At 63.1% G+C, this 19,815-nt stretch carries 18 protein-coding genes; 5 read left to right on the forward strand and 13 right to left on the reverse strand.

The window, feature by feature from the left end:
- Nucleotides 1-110: 110 nt before the first annotated feature.
- The 8 genes from I8N66_RS06735 to I8N66_RS06770 form a co-directional block, all read right to left on the reverse strand.
- A complete protein-coding gene (locus I8N66_RS06735; RefSeq protein ID WP_113541451.1) occupies nucleotides 111-596 on the reverse strand; it encodes a plastocyanin/azurin family copper-binding protein in 486 nt (161 codons plus the stop codon).
- 51 nt (nucleotides 597-647) lie between these two features.
- Complete coding sequence (locus I8N66_RS06740) at nucleotides 648-1,985, reverse strand: copper oxidase (RefSeq protein ID WP_113541470.1); 1,338 nt, start codon at nucleotides 1,983-1,985, stop codon at nucleotides 648-650.
- A 13-nt stretch (nucleotides 1,986-1,998) separates the two neighbouring features.
- Nucleotides 1,999-3,456, reverse strand: a complete 1,458-nt coding sequence (locus I8N66_RS06745) for a TolC family protein (protein WP_291151251.1) — start codon at nucleotides 3,454-3,456, stop codon at nucleotides 1,999-2,001.
- Entirely contained in the window at nucleotides 3,453-3,683 is a 231-nt protein-coding gene (locus tag I8N66_RS06750; protein WP_113541453.1) for a hypothetical protein, read from the reverse strand. The genes I8N66_RS06745 and I8N66_RS06750 overlap by 4 nt, the downstream gene beginning before the upstream one ends.
- Before the next feature lie 199 nt (nucleotides 3,684-3,882).
- Nucleotides 3,883-4,359: a hypothetical protein gene (locus I8N66_RS06755; RefSeq protein ID WP_291151256.1), complete on the reverse strand. Its 477-nt coding sequence runs from the start codon at nucleotides 4,357-4,359 to the stop codon at nucleotides 3,883-3,885.
- 9 nt (nucleotides 4,360-4,368) lie between these two features.
- The gene (gene cueR, locus I8N66_RS06760) at nucleotides 4,369-4,839 is read right to left on the reverse strand and encodes a Cu(I)-responsive transcriptional regulator (RefSeq protein WP_291151259.1); all 471 of its coding nucleotides are present in this window, start codon (nucleotides 4,837-4,839) and stop codon (nucleotides 4,369-4,371) included.
- A 97-nt stretch (nucleotides 4,840-4,936) separates the two neighbouring features.
- A complete protein-coding gene (locus I8N66_RS06765; protein WP_291151262.1) occupies nucleotides 4,937-7,453 on the reverse strand; it encodes a heavy metal translocating P-type ATPase in 2,517 nt (838 codons plus the stop codon).
- A gap of 292 nt (nucleotides 7,454-7,745) precedes the next feature.
- A complete protein-coding gene (locus tag I8N66_RS06770; RefSeq protein WP_291151266.1) occupies nucleotides 7,746-7,943 on the reverse strand; it encodes a heavy-metal-associated domain-containing protein in 198 nt (65 codons plus the stop codon).
- Nucleotides 7,944-8,365: 422 nt separating this feature from the next.
- Between I8N66_RS06770 and I8N66_RS06775 the strand changes: the two genes are divergently transcribed.
- On the forward strand, nucleotides 8,366-9,658 hold the full coding sequence (locus tag I8N66_RS06775; protein WP_291151269.1) for an NCS2 family permease: 1,293 nt from the start codon (nucleotides 8,366-8,368) through the stop codon (nucleotides 9,656-9,658).
- A 101-nt stretch (nucleotides 9,659-9,759) separates the two neighbouring features.
- Here I8N66_RS06775 and I8N66_RS06780 read toward each other — a convergent pair whose 3' ends face one another.
- Entirely contained in the window at nucleotides 9,760-10,080 is a 321-nt protein-coding gene (locus tag I8N66_RS06780) for a 2Fe-2S iron-sulfur cluster-binding protein (protein WP_113541459.1), read from the reverse strand.
- A gap of 42 nt (nucleotides 10,081-10,122) precedes the next feature.
- A complete protein-coding gene (locus I8N66_RS06785) occupies nucleotides 10,123-11,376 on the reverse strand; it encodes a cytochrome P450 (RefSeq protein WP_291151273.1) in 1,254 nt (417 codons plus the stop codon).
- 112 nt (nucleotides 11,377-11,488) lie between these two features.
- Here I8N66_RS06785 and I8N66_RS06790 point away from each other — a divergent pair, with 112 nt between their 5' ends.
- On the forward strand, nucleotides 11,489-12,337 hold the full coding sequence (locus tag I8N66_RS06790) for an AraC family transcriptional regulator (protein ID WP_291151276.1): 849 nt from the start codon (nucleotides 11,489-11,491) through the stop codon (nucleotides 12,335-12,337).
- A gap of 86 nt (nucleotides 12,338-12,423) precedes the next feature.
- On the opposite strand, the gene I8N66_RS06795 is transcribed toward I8N66_RS06790, so the two are convergent.
- The 3 genes from I8N66_RS06795 to puuE all read right to left on the reverse strand — a co-directional run bounded on the left by I8N66_RS06795 (nucleotide 12,424) and on the right by puuE (nucleotide 15,426).
- Entirely contained in the window at nucleotides 12,424-12,909 is a 486-nt protein-coding gene (locus I8N66_RS06795; protein ID WP_043613825.1) for an ureidoglycolate lyase, read from the reverse strand.
- A gap of 71 nt (nucleotides 12,910-12,980) precedes the next feature.
- The gene (gene alc / locus I8N66_RS06800) at nucleotides 12,981-14,000 is read right to left on the reverse strand and encodes an allantoicase (protein ID WP_291151282.1); all 1,020 of its coding nucleotides are present in this window, start codon (nucleotides 13,998-14,000) and stop codon (nucleotides 12,981-12,983) included.
- Nucleotides 14,001-14,010: 10 nt separating this feature from the next.
- Nucleotides 14,011-15,426 (reverse strand): allantoinase PuuE, encoded by a 1,416-nt coding sequence (gene puuE / locus I8N66_RS06805; protein ID WP_291151285.1) that lies wholly within the window; start codon nucleotides 15,424-15,426, stop codon nucleotides 14,011-14,013.
- A 172-nt stretch (nucleotides 15,427-15,598) separates the two neighbouring features.
- On the opposite strand from puuE, the gene uraH reads away from it, so the two are divergent.
- The 3 genes from uraH to xdhB are packed head-to-tail and all read left to right on the forward strand — an operon-like array spanning nucleotide 15,599 to nucleotide 19,806.
- Nucleotides 15,599-15,970 (forward strand): hydroxyisourate hydrolase, encoded by a 372-nt coding sequence (gene uraH, locus I8N66_RS06810; protein WP_291151288.1) that lies wholly within the window; start codon nucleotides 15,599-15,601, stop codon nucleotides 15,968-15,970.
- Between the two features lie 3 nt (nucleotides 15,971-15,973).
- A complete protein-coding gene (xdhA, locus tag I8N66_RS06815) occupies nucleotides 15,974-17,455 on the forward strand; it encodes a xanthine dehydrogenase small subunit (RefSeq protein WP_291151291.1) in 1,482 nt (493 codons plus the stop codon).
- Between the two features lie 11 nt (nucleotides 17,456-17,466).
- Nucleotides 17,467-19,806: a xanthine dehydrogenase molybdopterin binding subunit gene (xdhB, locus tag I8N66_RS06820; protein WP_291151294.1), complete on the forward strand. Its 2,340-nt coding sequence runs from the start codon at nucleotides 17,467-17,469 to the stop codon at nucleotides 19,804-19,806.
- Nucleotides 19,807-19,815 lie beyond the last annotated feature (9 nt).

Raw genomic sequence — 19,815 nt, forward strand, 5'->3', positions numbered from 1 at the left:
AACTCGGCCGCGTATGCGGGCAGGGCGAAGGTGGCGGAGACGGTGAGCGCGAGCGCTGCAAAGAGGGTACCTACAGACTTCATGGTTTCATCCTTTCCTGTTTTCTCGGGTTACTTCTTCACGACGTCGAGCGGGCCATGCATGCCGGCGTCGTAGTGGCCCGGCACCAGGCAGGCGAACTCGAAGGTGCCGTCATTGGTAAAGGTCCAGTAGATGTCACCGGACTTGCCGGGCTCGAGCCGGATGGCGTTCGGGTCGTCATGCTCCATGTCCGGGAACTTTTCCATGGTGATCTTGTGTTCCTGGATCGTCGCCTTGTCGTCGAGCACGAATTCATGCGCGAGTTCGCCGGCGTTCTTGATGGCGAAATGGACCGTCTGGCCCTGGCGAACCTTGATGGTCGCCGGCGTGAAGATCATCTTGCCGTCGTCGGTTTCCTTCATGGTGACGCGGATCGTCTGGGTCGACTTCTTGCTGTCACCGGGCTCGCCGATCGACACCTTGTCGTGGCCGCCGGCGTGGCTGCCGCTGGCAAGGGCCTCAGAGGAAAGGGCGGAGGCGACAACGAGCGCCAGAGCGAATGCTGATTTCTTCATCGTAAATGTTCCTGATGGATTTGAAAGAGCTCATTGCAGTCGGCCGCCCTCTCACGGTTTGGGCGTGATGACGGTCTTGGCATCCTTGGCCCGTGTCGGCTCCGGCAATGCGCCGGTCCACTCCCAGGCCTGTGTTCCCGGCGGGTTTTCGTACCAGCCGGGATCGCTGTAATCGCCGGCGGAGATGCCTTCACGCACCTTCACCACCGAGAACATGCCGCCCATCTCCAACGCGCCGTGCGGACCCCAGCCGGTCATCATCGGGATCGTGTTGTCGGGGAGCGGCATTTCCATTTCGCCCATGTCGGCCATTCCGGCCGTACCCATGGGCATGTAGTCGGGCTTCACCTTGCGGATCTTTTCCGCGACCGATTTCTTGTCGGCGCCGATGAAGGTCGGGATGTCGTGACCCATCGCGTTCATCGTGTGGTGCGACTTGTGGCAATGGATCGCCCAGTCGCCCTCGTACTTGGCGTCGAATTCGTAGGCGCGCATGGCGCCGACGGGAATGTCGATCGACACTTCCGGCCAGCGCGCCTCCGGCCGCACCCAGCCGCCATCGGTGCAGGTCACCTCGAAGTCATAGCCGTGCATGTGGATCGGATGGTTGGTCATGGTGAGGTTGCCGACCCTGACCCGCACGCGGTCGTTCTTGGACACGACCAGCGGGTCGATGTCCGGGAAGATCCGGCTGTTCCAGCACCACATGTTGAAGTCGGTCATTTCCATGATGCGCGGCACATAGGTGCCGGGATCGATGTCGTAGGCATTGAGCAGGAACACGAAGTCGCGGTCGACGCGCATGAAGTTCGGATCCTTCGGATGCACCACGAAGAAACCCATCATGCCCATGGCCATTTGCACCATCTCGTCGGCATGGGGGTGGTACATAAAGGTGCCGGACTTCACGAGGTCGAACTCGTAGACATAGGTCTTGCCCGCCGGGATATGCGGCTGCGACAGCCCGCCGACGCCGTCCATGCCCGAAGGCAGGATCATGCCGTGCCAATGGATGGTGGTGTGCTCCGGCAGCTTGTTGGTGACGAAGATCCGCACACGATCGCCTTCGACCGCCTCGATCGTCGGGCCCGGCGACTGGCCGTTATAGCCCCAGAGATAGGCGGTCATGCCGTCGGCCATCTCCCGTTCGACCGGCTCGGCGACAAGGTGAAATTCCTTGACGCCGCTATTCACGCGGTGCGGCAAGGTCCAGCCGTTGAGGGTGACGACCGGGTTGTAGTCAGGTCCGCTTGTCGGCACGAGCGGCTTCTGGGTCGAGGCGTTGTCCATGCTTGCCGCTTCCGGCAGGCCGGAATTGGAGGTTTGCGCCCAGGCGGCTGTCGAAACGAGAGCAGCGCCTGCGCCGAGGAAGTGTCTTCTGTTGAACATGATCTGATCCTTCTTAGTGTCCTGCGCCACCGGCTTCGGCCGCCGCCGGTGCGGCCGCGCCTTCCGCTGCGCCGCCTGAGCCGCCGCCGTGGATGGCGGTCATCAGGTTGGCATCGGCCAGCCAGAAATCGCGCTTTGCGTTGACGGAGAGCACGGTCGAATTGACCTTGGCCCTGACGTCGGCAAGCAGTTCGAATGTGCTGGTGATCATGCCGTTGTAGCTGAGGGTCGCTTCTTCCTCGATCTTGCTGCGCAGCGGCACGACGTTGTTGCGGTAGTGCCGGGCAATGTCGTAGCGCGAGCGATAAGCCTCATAGGCCGACCGCGCTTCCGAGCGGATGTTGACCGCCCTTTCCGCGAGCAGGTTTGCCGAGCGCATATGGGCAAGCTCAGCTTTGCGCATGCGCGCGCTGCCGCTGTCGAAGATCGGGATGACGAATTCGAGCTCGAACTGCGCTGTGGTCTCGACCTTGGTGCCGTGGTCCTCCTTCTCCCGTTCCGCTTCCGCACCGGCGACGAGTTCCAGATCGCTGACGTAACGGGTCGCTTCGGTGAGCTTGTAGGACTTGGCCACGGCTTCGAGATCGAGGCGGGCGATCTGCAGGTCGACGCGGCGCTTCAGCGCTTCCGCCTCGATACTGTCCTTGCGGGCAAGGGTCTTCGGCAGGTTCGGCAGGCGGTTGGGCACCTGGTAATTGAGGTCAGCGCCCCAGAGCCCCATCAGCCGCGTCAGGTTTTCCTTGGCAAGGCGCGCCGCAAGCCGGGCCTCGGCTGCCTGACCGGCAAGTTCCGCGTTGAAGACGTGCTCACGCGCCTGGTTGCCCTTGCCCATGGCGCCGGTCTCGCCGAGTTTGGCGGCAAGTTCGGAGGAGGCGTCGGCGGCGGCTTGCGCCTGGTTCAGTTGCCCGACTGTTTCCCATGCGGCGACCGCTTCGATCCAGGCGCGGCGGGTTTCGGCGGCAAGCTGCAATGTGCTGAGCGCTGCATTCAGCTGCGCCTGGCGGAAACGCGCATCGGCGACCGCAATGGTCTTGTCGCGAGTGAGAAGCGCCAGGATGTTGGTCGTGACGAGGCCCTCGATCGCCTTGTAGGCTTGCAGTTCCGGCGTGCCGACCCCGGTGGTGCCGATCGAGATGGTTGGGTTGAGGAACAATGTCGCCTGCCAGGCATCCGCCGACGCGTCGCCGAGATCGGCATAGGCCGCCTGCAGGCCCTTGTTGTTGAGGAGTGCGACCTGGACGGCGGTGTCAGCGTCGATGGTCTTGCGCTTCAGGAGCGCCTTGAACTCGGCATTGACCTTGTCGGCCTGTTCGCGGTTCTGGACCCAGACGCTCTTCTTGGTTGCGGCCGTCGAAACCCTGGCGTCCACCGTCGTAAAGCCCGCATCCTTGGCCGAGTATTCGGTCACGCATCCGGCGAGCACGAGCGGCAGGCCGATGGCTGCCGCGAGGTTGAGCTTGCGAAGCCTCATGACGCGTCTCCCTTGGCGGTCGATTGCGCGTCGTTGAGTGGGCGCCACGCCTTGGGGCCGGTCGGTTCGCGATGGGTATAGCCCGAAATGGGGCTGCGATATTGCGTGCTTCGAATGCCGCTCGAACTGTCAGCGGGATCGCCAAGGCTTGAGACCTCGGCAGGCAATGTGGCAGCGCATCCGCCCAGGATCATGGGCAGTAGCGCCATGGAAAACAAACGTTTCATGGTCAAACCTGAAATGTGAATGGCAGAGGTCGGCGATCGACCGGATGAAACCGGGCGGGCCTTGTCGCGGACCGCACTAGAGGTGGGCCGAGCGTCTCATCGGACACGCGGAAGCCGCCGCAGCGCTTCGCACCACCGCAGATCCTTCAGTCGGCAAGGACCAAAGGAGACCCGCAGCAGCGGTCACGGATTCACGAAATCAGGCTCTTGGAGGGCGATGGAGGCCGTCGAGCTCGCCGGGGGTGAGCTGCGGATGCGGGCCGAAATTGCTGATGGAGCGCAGGAAAGCCGGATGGCTGCCGTCGGCGTCGCCAAGCACCGCCACTGCGGCACAGAAGGTCTTGCAGCAATCCTTCTTGTCGGTCTTGCCGCTTTGCTCCGCCGGCTTCACCTTGCCCTTGTCGAGGCTCGGGCAGTGCTCGGTCGCAATTTGCGTCGGGCTGGCCGAAGCCTCGATCTGCATCGAGCCGTGCGCGGCCGCATGCATCATGCCAGAGGCGGTGGAAAAAGGCAGCAGGGCCAGCGACAAAGCGATCGCCAGCTTCAGCACCATCAGCAAACGCAGATATGTGGTTCGCACCTTCTCCATGATCGATCCGTAGAAACGCCTTTGATTCCTGTCAATGCTGCGGATGTTCGGCGACGTCACGAATGCGTGAGACGCGGCGACGCGCACCTGTTTTGGTCAGCCATGCCGACGGTTGCGGACCGGATCGATGCCGGCCGTGCCGAAGCGGGCGGGCTCGGTTGCCTTTGCGGGCTTGTTTCCGGAATCAGCGAGGTCATCGAGAATGGGACAATCCGGGCGGCCGTCGCCATTGCAGTGGGCGGCGAGATACTTCAGTGTCCGGCTCATCGCCTTGAGTTCCTCGGCCTTGCGCTCGAGGATTGCGACATGTTCGAGCGCGATCTTCTTGACCTCGCCGCTGGCGCGCGAGCGATCACGCCACAGCGCCAGGAGATCGGCCATCTGTTCGACGGTGAAACCGAGGTCGCGCGAGCGGCGGATGAACTGCAGCGTATGGACGTCGTTGTCGCCGTAGTTGCGATAACCGGACTCGCTGCGGTCCGCCTGCGGGATGAGGCCGATCGTCTCGTAATAGCGGATCATTTTCGTCGAGACGCCGGAGGCGCGGGAAGCTTCGCCAATATTCATGGTGTCATCCTTGCTGCGGCCCTACGGCCATTCCCTTCGAATATAAGGGCTCTTCCCGGCCGCCGCCACGCCGCAGCAGCCGGGAAGAATGTCGAACCTAAGCCGCGCGGGCTGCGGCAACCGGGCGAAATGCTCTGAGCCGCAGCGCGTTACCGAGCACGAAAACGCTCGACAGCGCCATGGCACCGGCTGCGAAGATCGGCGACAGCAGCAACCCATAGGCCGGATAGAGAGCGCCGGCGGCAACCGGGATGAGAACTGCGTTATAGGCGAAGGCCCAGAACAGGTTCTCCTTGATGTTGCGGATCGTCGCCTTGGACAGCGCGATCGCGTTCGGCACACCCAGGAGATCGCCGGACATCAGCACCACGTCGGCGCTCTCGATGGCGACATCCGTACCGGTGCCGATCGCGAGACCGACATCGGCTTCGGCGAGCGCCGGCGCATCATTGATGCCGTCGCCGACGAAGGCGACCGCGCGTCCGCCTTGCTTCAGCTTCTTCAGGGCCGCGACCTTACCATCCGGCAGAACTTCGGCGATGACCTCGTCGATGCCGAGCTTGGCGGCGATCGCTTCTGCGGTGCGGCGGTTGTCGCCGGTGATCATCGCGACCTTCAGGCCGAGATCGTGCAGCATGCGGATTGCCTGCGGTGTGGTTTCCTTGATCGGGTCGGCAACGGCGATGATCGCCGCCAATTTGCCGTCGATCGCCGCATAGAGCGGGCTCTTGCCCTCAGAGCCGAGACGCGCTGCCTGTTCTGCGAAAGCCGACACGTCGAGGTTCAGCTGCGTCATCAGCCGGTCGGCGCCCACATGCACCGTGCGGCCCGAGACCTCGGCGCTGGCGCCGAAACCGGGGATTGCCTCGAACTTGGCCGGGTCGGCGATATCAAGGCCCTTTGCCTTTGCCGCCTCGACGATCGCTTCGGCAATCGGGTGCTCGGAGCGGGTTTCGACGGCGGCGACCAGCGTCAGCACGGTGTCACGGTCGAAGCCTTCGGCGGTTTCGAGGTCGGTCAGTTCCGGGCGGCCCTTGGTCAAGGTGCCGGTCTTGTCGACGGCGATGACAGCGGCGTTGCGCAGCGTCTGCAGCGCCTCGCCCTTGCGGAAGAGCACACCCATTTCGGCTGCGCGGCCGGTGCCGACCATGATCGAAGTCGGGGTGGCAAGGCCCATGGCGCAGGGGCAGGCGATGATCAGCACCGCGACGCCGTTGACGAGCGCGAAGGTGAGCGCCGGATCGGGACCGAAGACCAGCCAGATGCCGAAGGTCAGAAGCGCGATCGCGATGACGGCCGGCACGAACCAGGCGGTGACACGGTCGACCAGCGACTGGATCGGCAGCTTGGCGCCCTGGGCCTGCTCGACCATCTTGATGATCTGCGCCAGCACCGTATCGGCGCCGACCTTGGTTGCGCGGAAGGTGAAGGAGCCGGTCTTGTTGATCGTGCCGCCGACCACCTCGCTGCCGGCGATCTTTTCGACCGGAACCGGTTCGCCGGTGATCATCGATTCGTCGACAAAGGAGTTGCCGTCGATAACGCTGCCGTCGACCGGAACCCGGTCGCCGGGGCGGACCACAACGGTATCGCCAGCGGTAACGTCGGAAAGTGGTACCTCGACCGTCTCGCCATCCCGGATGACGCGGGCGGTCTTCGCCTGCAGCCCCATCAGGTGCTTGATCGCCTCGGAGGTCCGGCCCTTGGCACGCGCCTCCAGGAAGCGGCCGAGCAGGATGAGTGTGACGATGACGGCCGCGGCTTCGTAATAGACGTTGGCCGTACCGTCAGGCAGAAGGTCGGGTGCGAAGGTGGCGACGACCGAATAGATCCAGGCGGCGGACGTGCCGATCGCGACCAGCGAGTTCATGTCCGGGGCCAGGCGGAAGAGGGCGGGAACGCCCTTCTGGTAAAAGCGCAGGCCCGGGCCGAAGAGCACCAGCGTCGTCAGCGCGAAATGCAGATACCAGCTTTCCTGCATACCGATATTGTTCATGACGAATTCGTGCACGGCCGGGATGAAGTGCGAGCCCATTTCGAGCACGAAGATCGGTAGCGTCAGTACGCCGGCAATCAGCAGCGAGCGCGCCAGCTTGCGGGTCTCCCGTTCGCGCTTTTCGCCTTCGCGATCAACGCTTTCGTCGCCGGTGATGCGCTTGGCGGCATAGCCGGCAACGCGGACCGCCTCTTCGAGCGCTGCGGTCGTGGCGATGCCCTTTGTCACGCGGACGGAGGCGCGCTCGGTCGCCAGATTGACATTGGCTTGCGTGACGCCAGGGACGGTCTTCAGCGCCTTTTCGATGCGCGCGACGCAGGAGGCGCAGGTCATGCCTTCGATGGTGAATTCGATCGTGTCTTCAGCCGCGCCGTAACCGGCATTTTCTATCGCCTTGACGATATCGCCCGACTTGGTGCCCGCATCAAAGTGCACGTCGGCGCGTTCGGTCGCCAGATTGACCGAGGCAGACGTCACGCCCGGGACGGCGCGGATCGCCTTCTCGACACGGGCGACGCAGGAGGCGCAGGTCATGCCCTCGACGGGTATGCTGGCGCTGAAGGCGGCAGCGGAAATAGCTTCAACGTTGTTATTCCTAATGGGGGTCACCGATCCCATGATCGTGCTCCTTTCACAGTCTTTTATCACATTCTGGGGCTTCCAACGGTGGGAAGGTCAAGGGTGCATGCCGCATTTTCTGTGCGGCGAAGCGAGCTGATCTTCCGTGCCTTTGGTGCCCTCAAAGCTTCCAATGACTGTAAGGTAGAGGTTCCCACCGTTAGAAGGTCAAGAGCGGGTTTTACAAATTTCTGCGGCTGTGCCGAACGAGCGCCGACGAGAAAGAGTTCAAAGAAAAACGCCCCGGATTGGCCGGGGCGTTCTGGCGGAAATTGTCGTTGCAGCGCGTCGTTCAGAGCGCGCGGCTCTCATAGCCAGCGGCCTTCAACGCATCGGCGATCGGGCCGGCGGCAGCAACGGTCTCGACGCTGATCTCCCGGTTGCCGAGATCGACCTTGATCGTCGCCTGCGGATCGACGCTCAGGATCGCCTTCTGGACGGCGCCGGCGCAGTGGCCGCAGGTCATGTTGTCGATCTTGTAGTTCTGCATGCTTGTCTCCTTCGTTTCTGTATGAGAGAAACATGGCGGTTCCCATCGTTGGAAGGTCAATAGGGCCTTTCTGTGTATTTTTCGAGGCTTTTTTGGCGACCCGCAGAAGGTGGAACCCGACCCAATGGCGTCGTTCGGTGCTGCCAAATTCTCCGAAAAATTTGAAAGTCTTTCATCGTCGATCCCGGGAATGGACGGCTAGCGATCCGGCTCCGGAAGACGCACAATCCCAAGGCTGTGCAAAAGGCATTCGCGTCGTCCGAAAGAGGGCGGACGATCGCCAGCCGGCACGAAGCCTAAAGCGAAGCGATCGCTTCGGAATTATCCGAGCGTTCGAAATGCACTGGTCGGGAACTGGAGGAGACGGTTTCCCGCTCACTGTCGTTCGGCTGCGTCGTGGTGACGCCGCCAAGGGAGGAAAGATGTTTGAACGACTATTCAAGCTGAAAGAGCATCAGACGACGGCGCGCACCGAGGTGATCGCCGGTATCACGACATTCCTGACGATGTCCTACATCATCTTCGTCAACCCCGACATCCTGTCGAGCACGGGCATGGATAGGGATGCCGTCTTCGTCGCAACCTGTATTGCCGCCGCACTCGGCTCTGCCGTCATGGCGCTCGTCGCCAACTGGCCGATCGGCATGGCGCCCGGCATGGGCCTCAACGCCTTCTTCGCCTTCACCGTCGTCGCAGCCCTCGGCTTTACCTGGCAACAGGCGCTGGGTGCGGTCTTCATCTCGGGCGTGATCTTCCTGATCCTGACCGTGACTGGGGTCCGAAGCTGGCTTATTGCCGGTATTCCGCATTCGCTTCGAAGCGCGATCGCCACCGGTATCGGCCTCTTCCTCGGCATCATCGCACTGAAGAACGCCGGCATCGTCGTCGACAACCCGGCAACGCTCGTCGGTCTGGGTGACCTCAAGCAGACCGGCCCGCTGCTCGCGATCCTCGGCTTCTTTGTGATTGCCGTACTCGATTCGCTGAAGGTTCGCGGTTCGATCCTGATCGGCATTCTGGTCGTCACCATCCTGTCGATGATCCTCGGTGTCAGCGAGTTCAAGGGTGTCGTCTCGGCGCCGCCGAGCATCGCGCCCACCTTCCTGCAGCTCGACATCATGGGCGCCCTGCATGGCGGCCTGCTGCACGTCATCCTCGTCTTCGTGCTCGTCGAAGTCTTCGACGCGACCGGCACGCTGATCGGTGTCGCCAAGCGCGCCAAGCTGGTCGAAGAAGGCAAGCCGAACCGTCTCGGCCGCGCGCTTCTCGCCGACAGCACCGCGATCGTTGCCGGTTCGCTGATCGGCACCAGCAGCACGACCGCCTATGTCGAAAGCGCCTCCGGCGTTCAGGCTGGCGGCCGCACGGGTCTGACCGCGCTCACCGTCTGCGTGCTCTTCCTGGCCGCGCTGTTCTTCTCGCCGCTGGCAGCTGCCGTTCCGTCCTATGCGACGGCTCCGGCTCTGCTCTATGTCGCCGGCCTGATGATGCGCGAACTGACGGAAGTGGAGTGGGACGACCTGACGGAAGCGGCACCGGCAGCGCTTACAGCACTCGCCATGCCCTTCACCTACTCGATCGCCAACGGCCTCGCCTTCGGCTTCGTCAGCTATGTCGTCTTGAAGGTCTTCACCGGCAAGTGGAGCGTCATCCACCCGGCGACCCAGCTCGTTGCAGCGCTCTTCATCGTGCGCTTCGCGTTCTTCGCAGAATGACGAAATTCGGCCGGGGCGTACCGCCCCGGCCGATCAGAACTTCCCCGTAAGTGTTGGCCGGAGCAGCGAAATGTCGCTCCGGCCATTTTTTCTTTTTCGTCTCAGTATTGGCCGGCGGGCAGGTGCACCACAAGGCCATCCAGTTCGGCAGACACCGTGATCTGACAGCTCAGGCGGCTGCGTTCGTTCGGATTGACGACGCACTCGATCATGTCCTGTTCCTGGAATTCGGGCGCCGGCAGGCGGTCGCTCCATTCGCCGTCGATGTAACAGTGGCAGGTGCCGCAGGCGCAGGAACCGCCGCATTCGGCGGCGATGGCATCGATGCCGTTCTGCACAGCGGCGGACATCAGCGACTGGCCGATTTCCGCCTGGATTTCTTTCGTCGTGCCGTCCGCGCCGATGAAGACGATCTTGGGCATGGGTATTCTCCGATTGCGTATGTTGGTGTCGAGGGTGCGGGATCAGGCGGGCCGGATGGCGATCTTCAGCCGCTTGGGTCCACGGACCGAAAGGCCGCGTTTGTATTCGGGTTCCTTGTCGACGAGCTCGATGGTCGGGAAGCGGCGAAGCAGGGTGCTGAAGATGATATCCATGTCGAGGCGCGCGAGGTGGTTGCCGAGACAGAAATGCACACCGCCGCCAAAGGCCAGGTGCCGGTTCGGCGTGCGGCCGATATCGAACGTGTCGGCATTGTCGAACTGCTTGGGATCGCGGTTGGCGGCGCCATAGAGCAGGCCGAACTTGGTGCCGCGTTCGAATCGCCGGCCAAAGATCTCGATGTCCTCGACGCAATGGCGGTGAAAGAACGGAAGCGGCGACTCGTAGCGGAACATCTCCTGGACGCCGGTCTGGATAAGGCCGGGGTCACTCCGCAGCCGCGCCATCTGCTCGGGGAAGCGCAAGAGCGCATGCATGCCGCTGCCCAGCACGTCGATCGTCGAGCCGTGGCCGGCCATCAGGATCAGCATGCAGGTGGAGATGAATTCGTCGAAGTTCATGGCGCCGGAGCGTTCCGCTTCGATCAGGACCGAGATGAGGTCATCCTTCGGCGCTCGCTCACGCTCGGCCTTCAAGTCCGTCAGATACTCGTAGAACTCGGTCGTGTTGCGTTCGGCGAGCTCCTTGCGCGCGTCGGAGCGGTCGACGTCGAAGAACTGAACAATGTTCTCCGACCAGATACGGAGCTGCGGACAGTCTTCGTCCGGAACGCCGAGTAGGCGGCCAATGATGTGGCCGGGAACATGGGCGGCGAGGTCATCGACGAAATCGATCTCGCCGCGATCGGCGAGGCTGTCGATCAGCCGGTCGACATAGGCCTGGATCTGGTCGCGGACCTTCGCGATCATGGCCGGCGTGAACAGCTTGAAGACTTGCTTGCGCAACCGGTCATGCACAGCACCATCGCTGTCGAGCAGGCTGAACTGCACGAAGCGTTCATGGTGCGGCATGTCGTGCCAATTGGCGGCACGCTGCAGTTTCGCAAGCTCTTCCTTCGTCGCGATGTCCTCGAGCGAGCGCACCATGCGCTTGTCCATGACGATCGCCGAGACATCCTCGAAGCGCGAGGCGAGCCAGATGTCGAAATCCGCAAAGTAGTGCAGCCCCTCCTTTTCACGCAGCGCGCGATAGGTCGGATAGGGATCGCGAGCAAAATCCGGGGACAGCGGCGCGAAGGTGAAATTCGCGGCGTCGCCGTTCGGCGCGGCTTCGGTCATGGGCAATACTCCGTGCATAAAGCTGCATGATAACGTCGCTGCATTGGCTTTGGGAATGGTGCCCTGTCGCAAGGTGATGGACAAAACTCGCATCGGGTGCCAGAAAAATGGCATGCTGCCCGAAAGCGAAGAAATCCATTTCCACACACCGGCAAAATTCGCCGATGCGTTTCCCTATCTGGCACTGGTGGCCGGAAACCGGACGGCCCGTCCCGAGGAGGTGCCGATCCGCAAGCGGTTCCACCAGCATGTCTTCGTCTACACGACGGGGGGATGCGGGTTGATCGAGGTGCGCGGTCAACGGTTCACGGCCGAAACCGGCAGTGTCGCCTGGCTCGATACGGCCCAGGCCTATGCGCATAGCTGCGCGCCCGAGAGCGAAAGCTGGCGTTATCTCTGGATGGGGATCGAGGGACACGGGCTTGATGCGCTCTATCAGTTCCTCAACGTTCAGCAGTCGCCACTGTTCGTGCCGAGGGATCCGCAGACGGCGCAAACGGCATTCGAGGGCGTAAGCAGGTTTCTGGCCGAACGCTCACCGGCGACCGATGCCCTGGCGAGTGCCGCCATTTCCGGGCTCATTGCAGACATGATCGGGCCGCGGTTGACCGGTAGTGAGCCGGGTGAGGATGCGCCGGGCGAGGATCGCCTGTTGGCTGTTCTTTCAGCGATGCGCGAGGATCTCGCGAGGCCCTGGACGATCGATGATCTTGCGGCTCGGGCGCGGCTCAGCCAGTCGCAGCTCTTTCGCCGCTTTCGCGACATGGTGGGGACGACGCCGATGGACTGGTTGCGGCATGAGCGGATCAACCAGGCGAAACGCCTGCTGGTTGGACCCGATGCCAAGGTCTCGACGGTGGCGGCGGTCTGCGGCTACCCGGATCCCTATCATTTCTCGCGCGATTTTCGGCGGCTGACGGGATACACGCCGACGAAGTTCAGGCGTGACGGGGGGTATTGAAGTCTTAGTCCTATCGTCCGATTTCGGCGGCCAGCGAGGCCCTGGCGCACCGATAACCCGACCGGACGACCGGGTCATGCATTCATTCACACGATCAGGAACGGCTCCTTGAAGAAATGCTCTTCCAGGTTGACGCCTTCGCCGCCGCGGTCGACCACCGCGAAATCCGAGACGTCATCGAGTGGCGTCAGGATGCCATGCCAGACGTTGCGGGCGATGTTGACGCCCTGGCCCGGCGTAGTTTTGAAGGCGATCGGTTCGCTCGGGCCTTCGTCGGTTTCCCGGGAGACGACGATCAGAAACGGATTGTCGCTCAAGGGGATGAAGGCCTGGCTGCCGAGCGGATGGCGCTCGACCATGGTGAGTTTCAGCGGCAGCGGATAGGGTATGCCGCGCACCAGGCTGATCATCGGCCGGGCCTTTTCGCCTGTCGTATCGATCTTGGCGAGGTCGTGGTAGCGGGTTGCATTGCCGCCGTTGATGGGGAAGTTGTTGGCATTCTCCGTTTCGATCACGTCGCCGAAAGGCGCAAAGGCCTCCCGGGTCAACGGCTGTATGACGATCTCCTTCATGTGACGCTCCTCCGTCCAATGTTGATCGGTTGCCTGGAAGTTTGATCGTTCCGCCTCCTCGGCGAAACGATCTAGATGCCGGCTTTCGCAATACGCCCGAAGACACGCAGCCGGCTGACGCCGCCGTCGGGGAAGATGTTGAAGCGCACATGGGTTACGGGACCTGCGGCCGCGAGCCCGTTTGCTTCAGTGGTGTGGATGCTGTCGGCGGCGAGTTTCTGTGGCGGCAGGACCTCGCGCCAGAACATCGATGATGCCGTGACGGATGTAGCCACTTCGCAAGCGCTCGCGCCGAGGTCTGCCGCCTGCAGCGAACAGGCGTCCGGGTAGTTTCCCTTGAAGTGGGCGGTGTCGACCACAACGCGATCGATCTCACCGCGGGCGGCCAGCTTCACGACGATCCAGTCGTTGCCGGGTTCGCGCCGTCGGCGCGTTTCCCAACCGTCACCCATGTTGATGCCGCGTCCGGGTGCAAGCAGCCGCTGGTGGCCGTAATGCCCGTTGGAATAGGCGAGGATCCGGCCGCCGAGCAGCGACGAGGCAAGATCGACCAAAGTGTCGCCGATCGCCGCTTGGTCAAGCGCCGGCGCGCCGTAAACCCTGAGGCGGGCGATGCCACCGTCGGGATAGATGCGCAGGCGCACATGGCTCCAGACCACGTCCGATCGCGCCTCGAAGTGATGTTGCGCGCTTGGGCCGAGCGGCCGGGGGTACACCAGTTCCGTCCAGACCGTCCGCTCGTCCGGTCCGTCCGGCGCCAGACAGGCGTCGATGGCGCAGGCGCTCGGATAGTTGCCGGTGAAATGGGCGGTATCGACCTCGAAGCCGCGGATACGGCCGTTCGTCGCGAGCGCCACGATGGCGTGGTCGTTGCCAGGGCCGCGGCGTCGCCGCGTCTCCCAGCCGTCCATCCACTTGCCGTTCTCGTCATAGACACCGGGATGATAGACCGGCGGCGCATCCTGCAGCATACGCTCGAGCGGCGCGAAGAACTCGTCGGTTGCGAAGACCGGCCGCGCGCCGAGACCGGCGGAGGCAAGGTTGATCGCGTTCAGTGCGAATTCGGGCGGGCTCACGCCGTCGGTCGTCATAGCGAGGCCCTCAGCTCGGCAGCATGTCCTTGAGACGCAGATAGGCGATCCGCTCCACCTGCCGGCATGCCGCCTCGAACTCCGCGTCGCGATCGTTGCCGATCCGGTTTTCAAAGGCCGCGAGGATTTCGTCCTTGGTACGTCCCTTGACCGCCATGATGAACGGGAACTTGAACTTCTCGACATAGGCGGCGTTGAGCGCGGTGAAGCGCTCGCGCTCCGCATCGGTCAGCGCGTCGAGGCCGGCACCGGCCTGCTCGTTGGTCGAGCTTTCGGTCAGGCGCTTGGCCTGCGCCAGCTTGCCGGCGAGATCCGGATGCGCGATGAGGACGGCAAGCCGTTCTTCGGCCGAAGCTTCGCGGAAGACCGCGGAAAGTGCTGCGGCAAGGCCGATCGCCGTGTCGTTGGCCGGCGAGAGTTCACCCTGGAAGGCGCGCTTCGCGATCCACTTCGAATGTTCGAAGACGCCGCCGAACTTGGCGACGAAGGCGTCTTCGCCAAGCCGCGACGGACGATCGTCCCAGGCCTTGTACGGGTAGTTTTCGGCCCAGTGACGGGCGATATCGACGCGCTTTGCCAGCCAGACCTTTTCATGGCTCTGCACGTAATCGAGGAAGCGAGCGAGTGCCGCAGCGCGGCCGGGGCGGCCGACGAGGCGGCAGTGCAGCCCGATGCTCAGCATCTTTGGCGCACCGGCGGTGCCTTCGGCGTAGAGCACGTCGAAGCTGTCCTTCAGGTAGCTGAAGAACTGGTCGCCGCTGTTGAAACCCTGCGGCGTGGCAAAGCGCATGTCGTTGCTGTCGAGCGTATAGGGGATGACCAGCTGATGGCGCCCGGCATGCTCATGCCAATAGGGCAGATCGTCGGCATAGGCGTCCGACACATAGTCGAAACCGCCGGCCTCGGTGACGAGGTCGAGCGTATTGTCGGAACAGCGTCCCGTGTACCAGCCGCGTGGGCGCTCGCCGGTGACGATGGTGTGCAGCCGGATCGCCTCGGCGATCTCCTGGCGCTCGCGCTCCGGCGAAAAATCCTTGTGCTCGATCCATTTCAGGCCGTGCGAGGCGATTTCCCAGCCGGCGTCCTGCATGGCGGCGACCTGTTCCGGAGAGCGCTTCAGCGCCGTGGCGACGCCGTAAACGGTGGCCGGCACGCCGCGCTCGGTGAACATGCGATGCAGGCGCCAGAAGCCGGCGCGTGCGCCGTATTCATAGATCGATTCCATGTTCCAGTGACGCTGGCCCTGCCAGGCCTGCGCACCGACGATTTCCGACAGGAATGCTTCGGATGCTGCGTCGCCATGCAGCACGCAGTTTTCGCCGCCTTCCTCGTAGTTGATGACGAATTGCACGGCGATCCGCGCGCCGTCGGGCCATGTGATCTTGAAGTTCGGGCCGTGGCCGTGAAGATCGCGGGGGTATCTCATCAAAGCAGCTCCTCCAGACATTTTCGTCTCTGCAGCCAATTTCTAGCGGCATTTGTTTCGAGCCATTCCCCCCAAAAAATTTGAAAGTCTCGAATGATCCGCTCGCTACCAAGCGGGTGGGAATGCCGGAATACTGCGAGGTGGAAAGCTGACTTCGGGAGGAGCGAAAACTATGCAATCTCAGGGTGGAAACGCCGGCCGTTTGACGACGCATGTGCTGGATACGGCCAGCGGCAAACCGGCCGAAGGGCTGCGCATCGAGCTCTACCTGGTCGAGGGCGATCGCCAGACGCACATCAAATCCGTGAAGACCAATGACGACGGTCGCTGTGACGAGCCGCTCCTGAGCGGCGAGCGCATGCAGACGGGCACCTACGAGCTGCAGTTCCATGCCGGCGATTATCTCGGCGGCGCGGACAAGCGCGGCGAAAACCCGTTCCTCGACGTGATCCCGATCCGCTTCGGCATCGATAACCAGGGCGCGCACTATCACGTGCCGCTGCTGCTTTCGCCCTACGGCTACTCCACCTACCGCGGGAGCTGAACGATGACGATCCAGATCCGCAACACCATCCGTTTCATCCTGAACCATCGCCTCGTCGAACTCTCGGACGTTTCGCCGGTTCAGACCCTGCTCGATTTTCTGCGCATCGACCGCAATCTGAAGGGCACGAAAGAAGGCTGCGCCGAAGGCGACTGCGGTGCCTGCACGGTGCTCGTCGGCCGTCTGTTCGACGGCAAGCTGAAATATGAATCCGTCAATGCCTGCATTCGTTTCGTCGGCTCGCTCGACGGCTGTCATATCGTGACGGTGGATAGCCTGGCGCAGCCCGCCGGTCCGCTGCATCCGGTACAGCAGGCAATGGTCGACACCCACGCCTCGCAATGCGGTTTCTGCACGCCGGGCTTCGTGATGTCGCTCTATGGCCTCTGGATGGAAAATCCGAAGCCGTCGATCGCTGAAATCGAAAAGGCGCTGCAGGGCAATCTTTGTCGCTGCACCGGCTATGCCGCGATCATCCGCGCCGCCGAGGCGATCTCGACGATCGGCGACGTCGGCAAGGATCCGCTAATCGCCGAGCGTGACCGGATCGCCGGCGAACTGGCCGCCCTCCAGGATGGCCGCCGGGTCGAAATCGGCTCGGAGATGGAACGCTTCATCCTTCCGGGTTCGGTCGACGATTTCGCCGCCGTGCTCGAGGCCAACCCGAAGGCGACGATCGTCGCCGGCTCGACCGATGTCGGCCTCTGGGTGACGAAATTCATGCGCGACATCTCGCCGGTCATCCATCTGACCCATCTCGAAGAACTGCGCCGGATCACCGTCGATTCCGATGGCGTGACGCTCGGCGCGGGCGTCAGCTATGCCGAAGCCTACCCAGTCATTATCGAGCATTTCCCGGAGCTGACCGAGCTATGGGATCGCATTGGCGGCCAACAGGTCCGCAACATGGGCACCGTCGGTGGCAACATCGCCAACGGTTCGCCGATCGGCGACACCCCACCGGCGCTGATCGCGCTTGGCGCCTCGATCGTGCTGCGCAAGGGCGATCGGCGCCGCACGGTGGTGCTTGAAGACTTCTTCATCGCTTACGGCAAGCAGGACCGCGAGCCGGGAGAGTTCGTGGAAAGCGTGCGCATTCCATTCGTTTCGGACAACGCCCGTGTGGCCGTCTACAAGGTGACGAAGCGTCTCGACGAAGACATCACCGCCGTCTGCGGCGGCTTCAACATCAGCTTCGACGCCGGTCGGGTCACTGACGCGATCATCGCCTTCGGTGGCATGGCCGCGACGCCGAAGCGCGCCGCCCATGTCGAGGCGGTGCTGAAAGGCGCCGAGTGGAACGAGGAGACGATCGAGCGCGCTGTTGAAGCGTTTGATCAGGACTTCACGCCGCTCACCGACTGGCGCGCCTCGGCGGAATACCGCCAATTGGTGGCGAAGAACCTGCTTCGCCGCCTCTATCTCGAAACGCAGTCGAGCGGCGGCCAGCTCCGTCTCGATCGCACCATTGCTGTCGCGGTTTAAGGGAGGAAGCCATGAACGTGATGCAGCCCATCGACCGCATCCGCGGCGGCGTACACGAAAATGAACGGCACGAATCCGGCCACAAGCACGTGTCGGGAACCGCCGAATATATCGACGACATTCCGGAGCCCCAGGGCACGCTGCACGGCTATCTCGGCCTGTCGCAGCGGGCACATGCCGATATCCTGTCGATCGACTTCGAGGCCGTGAACGCCAGCGAAGGCGTGATCGGCGTCCTGACGGCCGCCGACATTCCCGGCGAAAACGATATCAGCCCGGCACACAAACACGACGAGCCGATTTTCGTCACCGACAAGGTGGAGTTCCACGGCCAGCCGATCTTCGCAGTCGTCGCGACGTCGCGCGAGGCTGCGCGGCGTGCGGCGGCCAAGGTCAAGATCGAGTATCGCGACTTGCCGCACGTGACTGACGTGCTCGAAGCGGCAGCGGCCGACTATCCGCTGGTCATCGACCCCCTGAAGCTCGAGCGCGGCGACATCGACGCCGGCTTTGCCAAGTCGAAGAACATCCTCGAAGGCGAGATGCGCATCGGCGGCCAGGATCACTTCTATCTGGAAGGCCAGATCTCGTTTGCCATTCCCGGCGAGGACGACGAGGTGCTCGTCTATTCCTCGACCCAGCATCCGGCAGAAACGCAGCACATGGTCGCAACCGTGCTCGGCGTGCCGTCGAATGCGGTCACCGTGAATGTGCGCCGCATGGGCGGCGGCTTCGGCGGCAAGGAAACCCAGGCGAACATCTTCGCCGCCGTTGCGGCCGTTGCCGCCAAGAAATACCGCTGCCCGGTCAAGGTCCGCCCGGACCGTGACGACGACATGAGCGCGACCGGCAAGCGCCACGACTTCCATGTGGACTACAAGCTCGGCTTTGACGACGACGGTCGCATCGAGGCGGTGGACGCCGTGTTTTCGGCGCGCTGCGGCTACTCGGCCGATCTGTCCGGTCCGGTCACCGACCGCGCGCTGTTTCACGCCGACAATTGCTACTTCTATCCGAACGTCCGGCTGCGTTCGCGCCCACTCAAGACCAACACTGTGTCCAACACAGCGTTCCGCGGTTTCGGCGGTCCGCAGGGTATGGTCGGTGGCGAGCGCATGATCGAGGATATCGCCTATGCCGTCGGCAAGGATCCGCTCGAAATCCGCAAACTGAACTTCTACGGCGGGCAGGGGCGTAACCTCACGCCCTATCACCAGACCGTGGAAGACAACATCATCGGCCGCATCATCGAGGAACTGGAAACCTCAGCGGATTATGCCAAGCGCCGCGAGGCGGTGATCGCGTTTAACCGCGAGAACAACGTGGTGAAGCGCGGCATCGCGCTCACGCCGGTGAAATTCGGCATCTCCTTCACCAAGACGGAGTACAATCAGGCCGGCGCCCTCGTACATGTCTATACGGACGGTTCGATCCATCTGAACCATGGCGGCACCGAGATGGGGCAGGGGCTCTATACCAAGGTCGCCCAGGTGGTCGCCGACGAGTTCCAGGTCGATCTCGACCGGATCAAGGTAACGGCGACGACGACGGGCAAGGTGCCGAACACGTCCGCAACCGCGGCGTCGTCCGGCTCCGATCTCAACGGCATGGCCGCGGCCAACGCCGCGCAGCAGATCAAGGAACGGCTGGTCAAGTTTGCTGCCGAGCGCTGGAACGTCGCCGAGGCCGATGTCGCCTTCGAACCGAACGTGGTGCGGATCGGTGCCGAGCGCCTGAGCTTCAACGAGTTCATCAAGATCGCCTATGGCGCCCGCATACAGCTTTCGGCAGCCGGTTTCTACAAGACGCCGAAGATCCATTGGAACCGCGCCGAAGGCCGGGGCCGGCCGTTCTTCTACTACGCCTATGGCGCCTCGTGCTCGGAGGTCAGCGTCGACACCTTGACCGGCGAATACCAGGTGGACCGCACCGATATCCTGCATGATGTCGGCCGCTCGCTGAACCCGGCGCTCGACCTCGGCCAGGTGGAAGGCGCCTTCGTTCAGGGCATGGGCTGGCTGACGACGGAAGAGCTCTGGTGGGATGCCAAGGGCCGGCTGCGCACGCATGCGCCTTCGACCTACAAGATCCCGTTGGCTTCAGATCGGCCGCGCGTGTTCAACACCCGGCTTGCCGAATGGTCGGTCAACCGCGAAGAAACGATCCGTCGATCGAAGGCCGTGGGCGAACCGCCCTTCATGCTCGGTATCTCTGTTCTGGAGGCCTTGTCGATGGCGGCCGCGAGCGTTGCGGAGTATCGTATAGCACCGCGCCTTGATGCGCCGGCAACCCCGGAACGGGTGCTGATGGCGATCGAGCGGTTGCGGGCGGCTGCACGGCAGAAAGGGTAACAGGGGCTG

Origin of the sequence: Ensifer sp. SSB1 (genome assembly GCF_016652895.1) — a bacterium.
GTDB lineage: Bacteria > Pseudomonadota > Alphaproteobacteria > Rhizobiales > Rhizobiaceae > Ensifer.

Coding starts and splice junctions, on each gene's coding strand:
- I8N66_RS06735 (WP_113541451.1), bottom strand. CDS start 596: ATGAAGAAATCAGCATTCGCTCTGGCGCTCGTTGTCGCCTCCGCCCTT.
- I8N66_RS06740 (WP_113541470.1), bottom strand. CDS start 1,985: ATGTTCAACAGAAGACACTTCCTCGGCGCAGGCGCTGCTCTCGTTTCG.
- I8N66_RS06745 (WP_291151251.1), bottom strand. CDS start 3,456: ATGAGGCTTCGCAAGCTCAACCTCGCGGCAGCCATCGGCCTGCCGCTC.
- I8N66_RS06750 (WP_113541453.1), bottom strand. CDS start 3,683: ATGAAACGTTTGTTTTCCATGGCGCTACTGCCCATGATCCTGGGCGGA.
- cueR (WP_291151259.1), bottom strand. CDS start 4,839: ATGAATATTGGCGAAGCTTCCCGCGCCTCCGGCGTCTCGACGAAAATG.
- I8N66_RS06765 (WP_291151262.1), bottom strand. CDS start 7,453: ATGGGATCGGTGACCCCCATTAGGAATAACAACGTTGAAGCTATTTCC.
- I8N66_RS06770 (WP_291151266.1), bottom strand. CDS start 7,943: ATGCAGAACTACAAGATCGACAACATGACCTGCGGCCACTGCGCCGGC.
- I8N66_RS06775 (WP_291151269.1), top strand. CDS start 8,366: ATGTTTGAACGACTATTCAAGCTGAAAGAGCATCAGACGACGGCGCGC.
- I8N66_RS06780 (WP_113541459.1), bottom strand. CDS start 10,080: ATGCCCAAGATCGTCTTCATCGGCGCGGACGGCACGACGAAAGAAATC.
- I8N66_RS06785 (WP_291151273.1), bottom strand. CDS start 11,376: ATGACCGAAGCCGCGCCGAACGGCGACGCCGCGAATTTCACCTTCGCG.
- I8N66_RS06790 (WP_291151276.1), top strand. CDS start 11,489: ATGCTGCCCGAAAGCGAAGAAATCCATTTCCACACACCGGCAAAATTC.
- I8N66_RS06795 (WP_043613825.1), bottom strand. CDS start 12,909: ATGAAGGAGATCGTCATACAGCCGTTGACCCGGGAGGCCTTTGCGCCT.
- alc (WP_291151282.1), bottom strand. CDS start 14,000: ATGACGACCGACGGCGTGAGCCCGCCCGAATTCGCACTGAACGCGATC.
- puuE (WP_291151285.1), bottom strand. CDS start 15,426: ATGAGATACCCCCGCGATCTTCACGGCCACGGCCCGAACTTCAAGATC.
- uraH (WP_291151288.1), top strand. CDS start 15,599: ATGCAATCTCAGGGTGGAAACGCCGGCCGTTTGACGACGCATGTGCTG.
- xdhA (WP_291151291.1), top strand. CDS start 15,974: ATGACGATCCAGATCCGCAACACCATCCGTTTCATCCTGAACCATCGC.
- xdhB (WP_291151294.1), top strand. CDS start 17,467: ATGAACGTGATGCAGCCCATCGACCGCATCCGCGGCGGCGTACACGAA.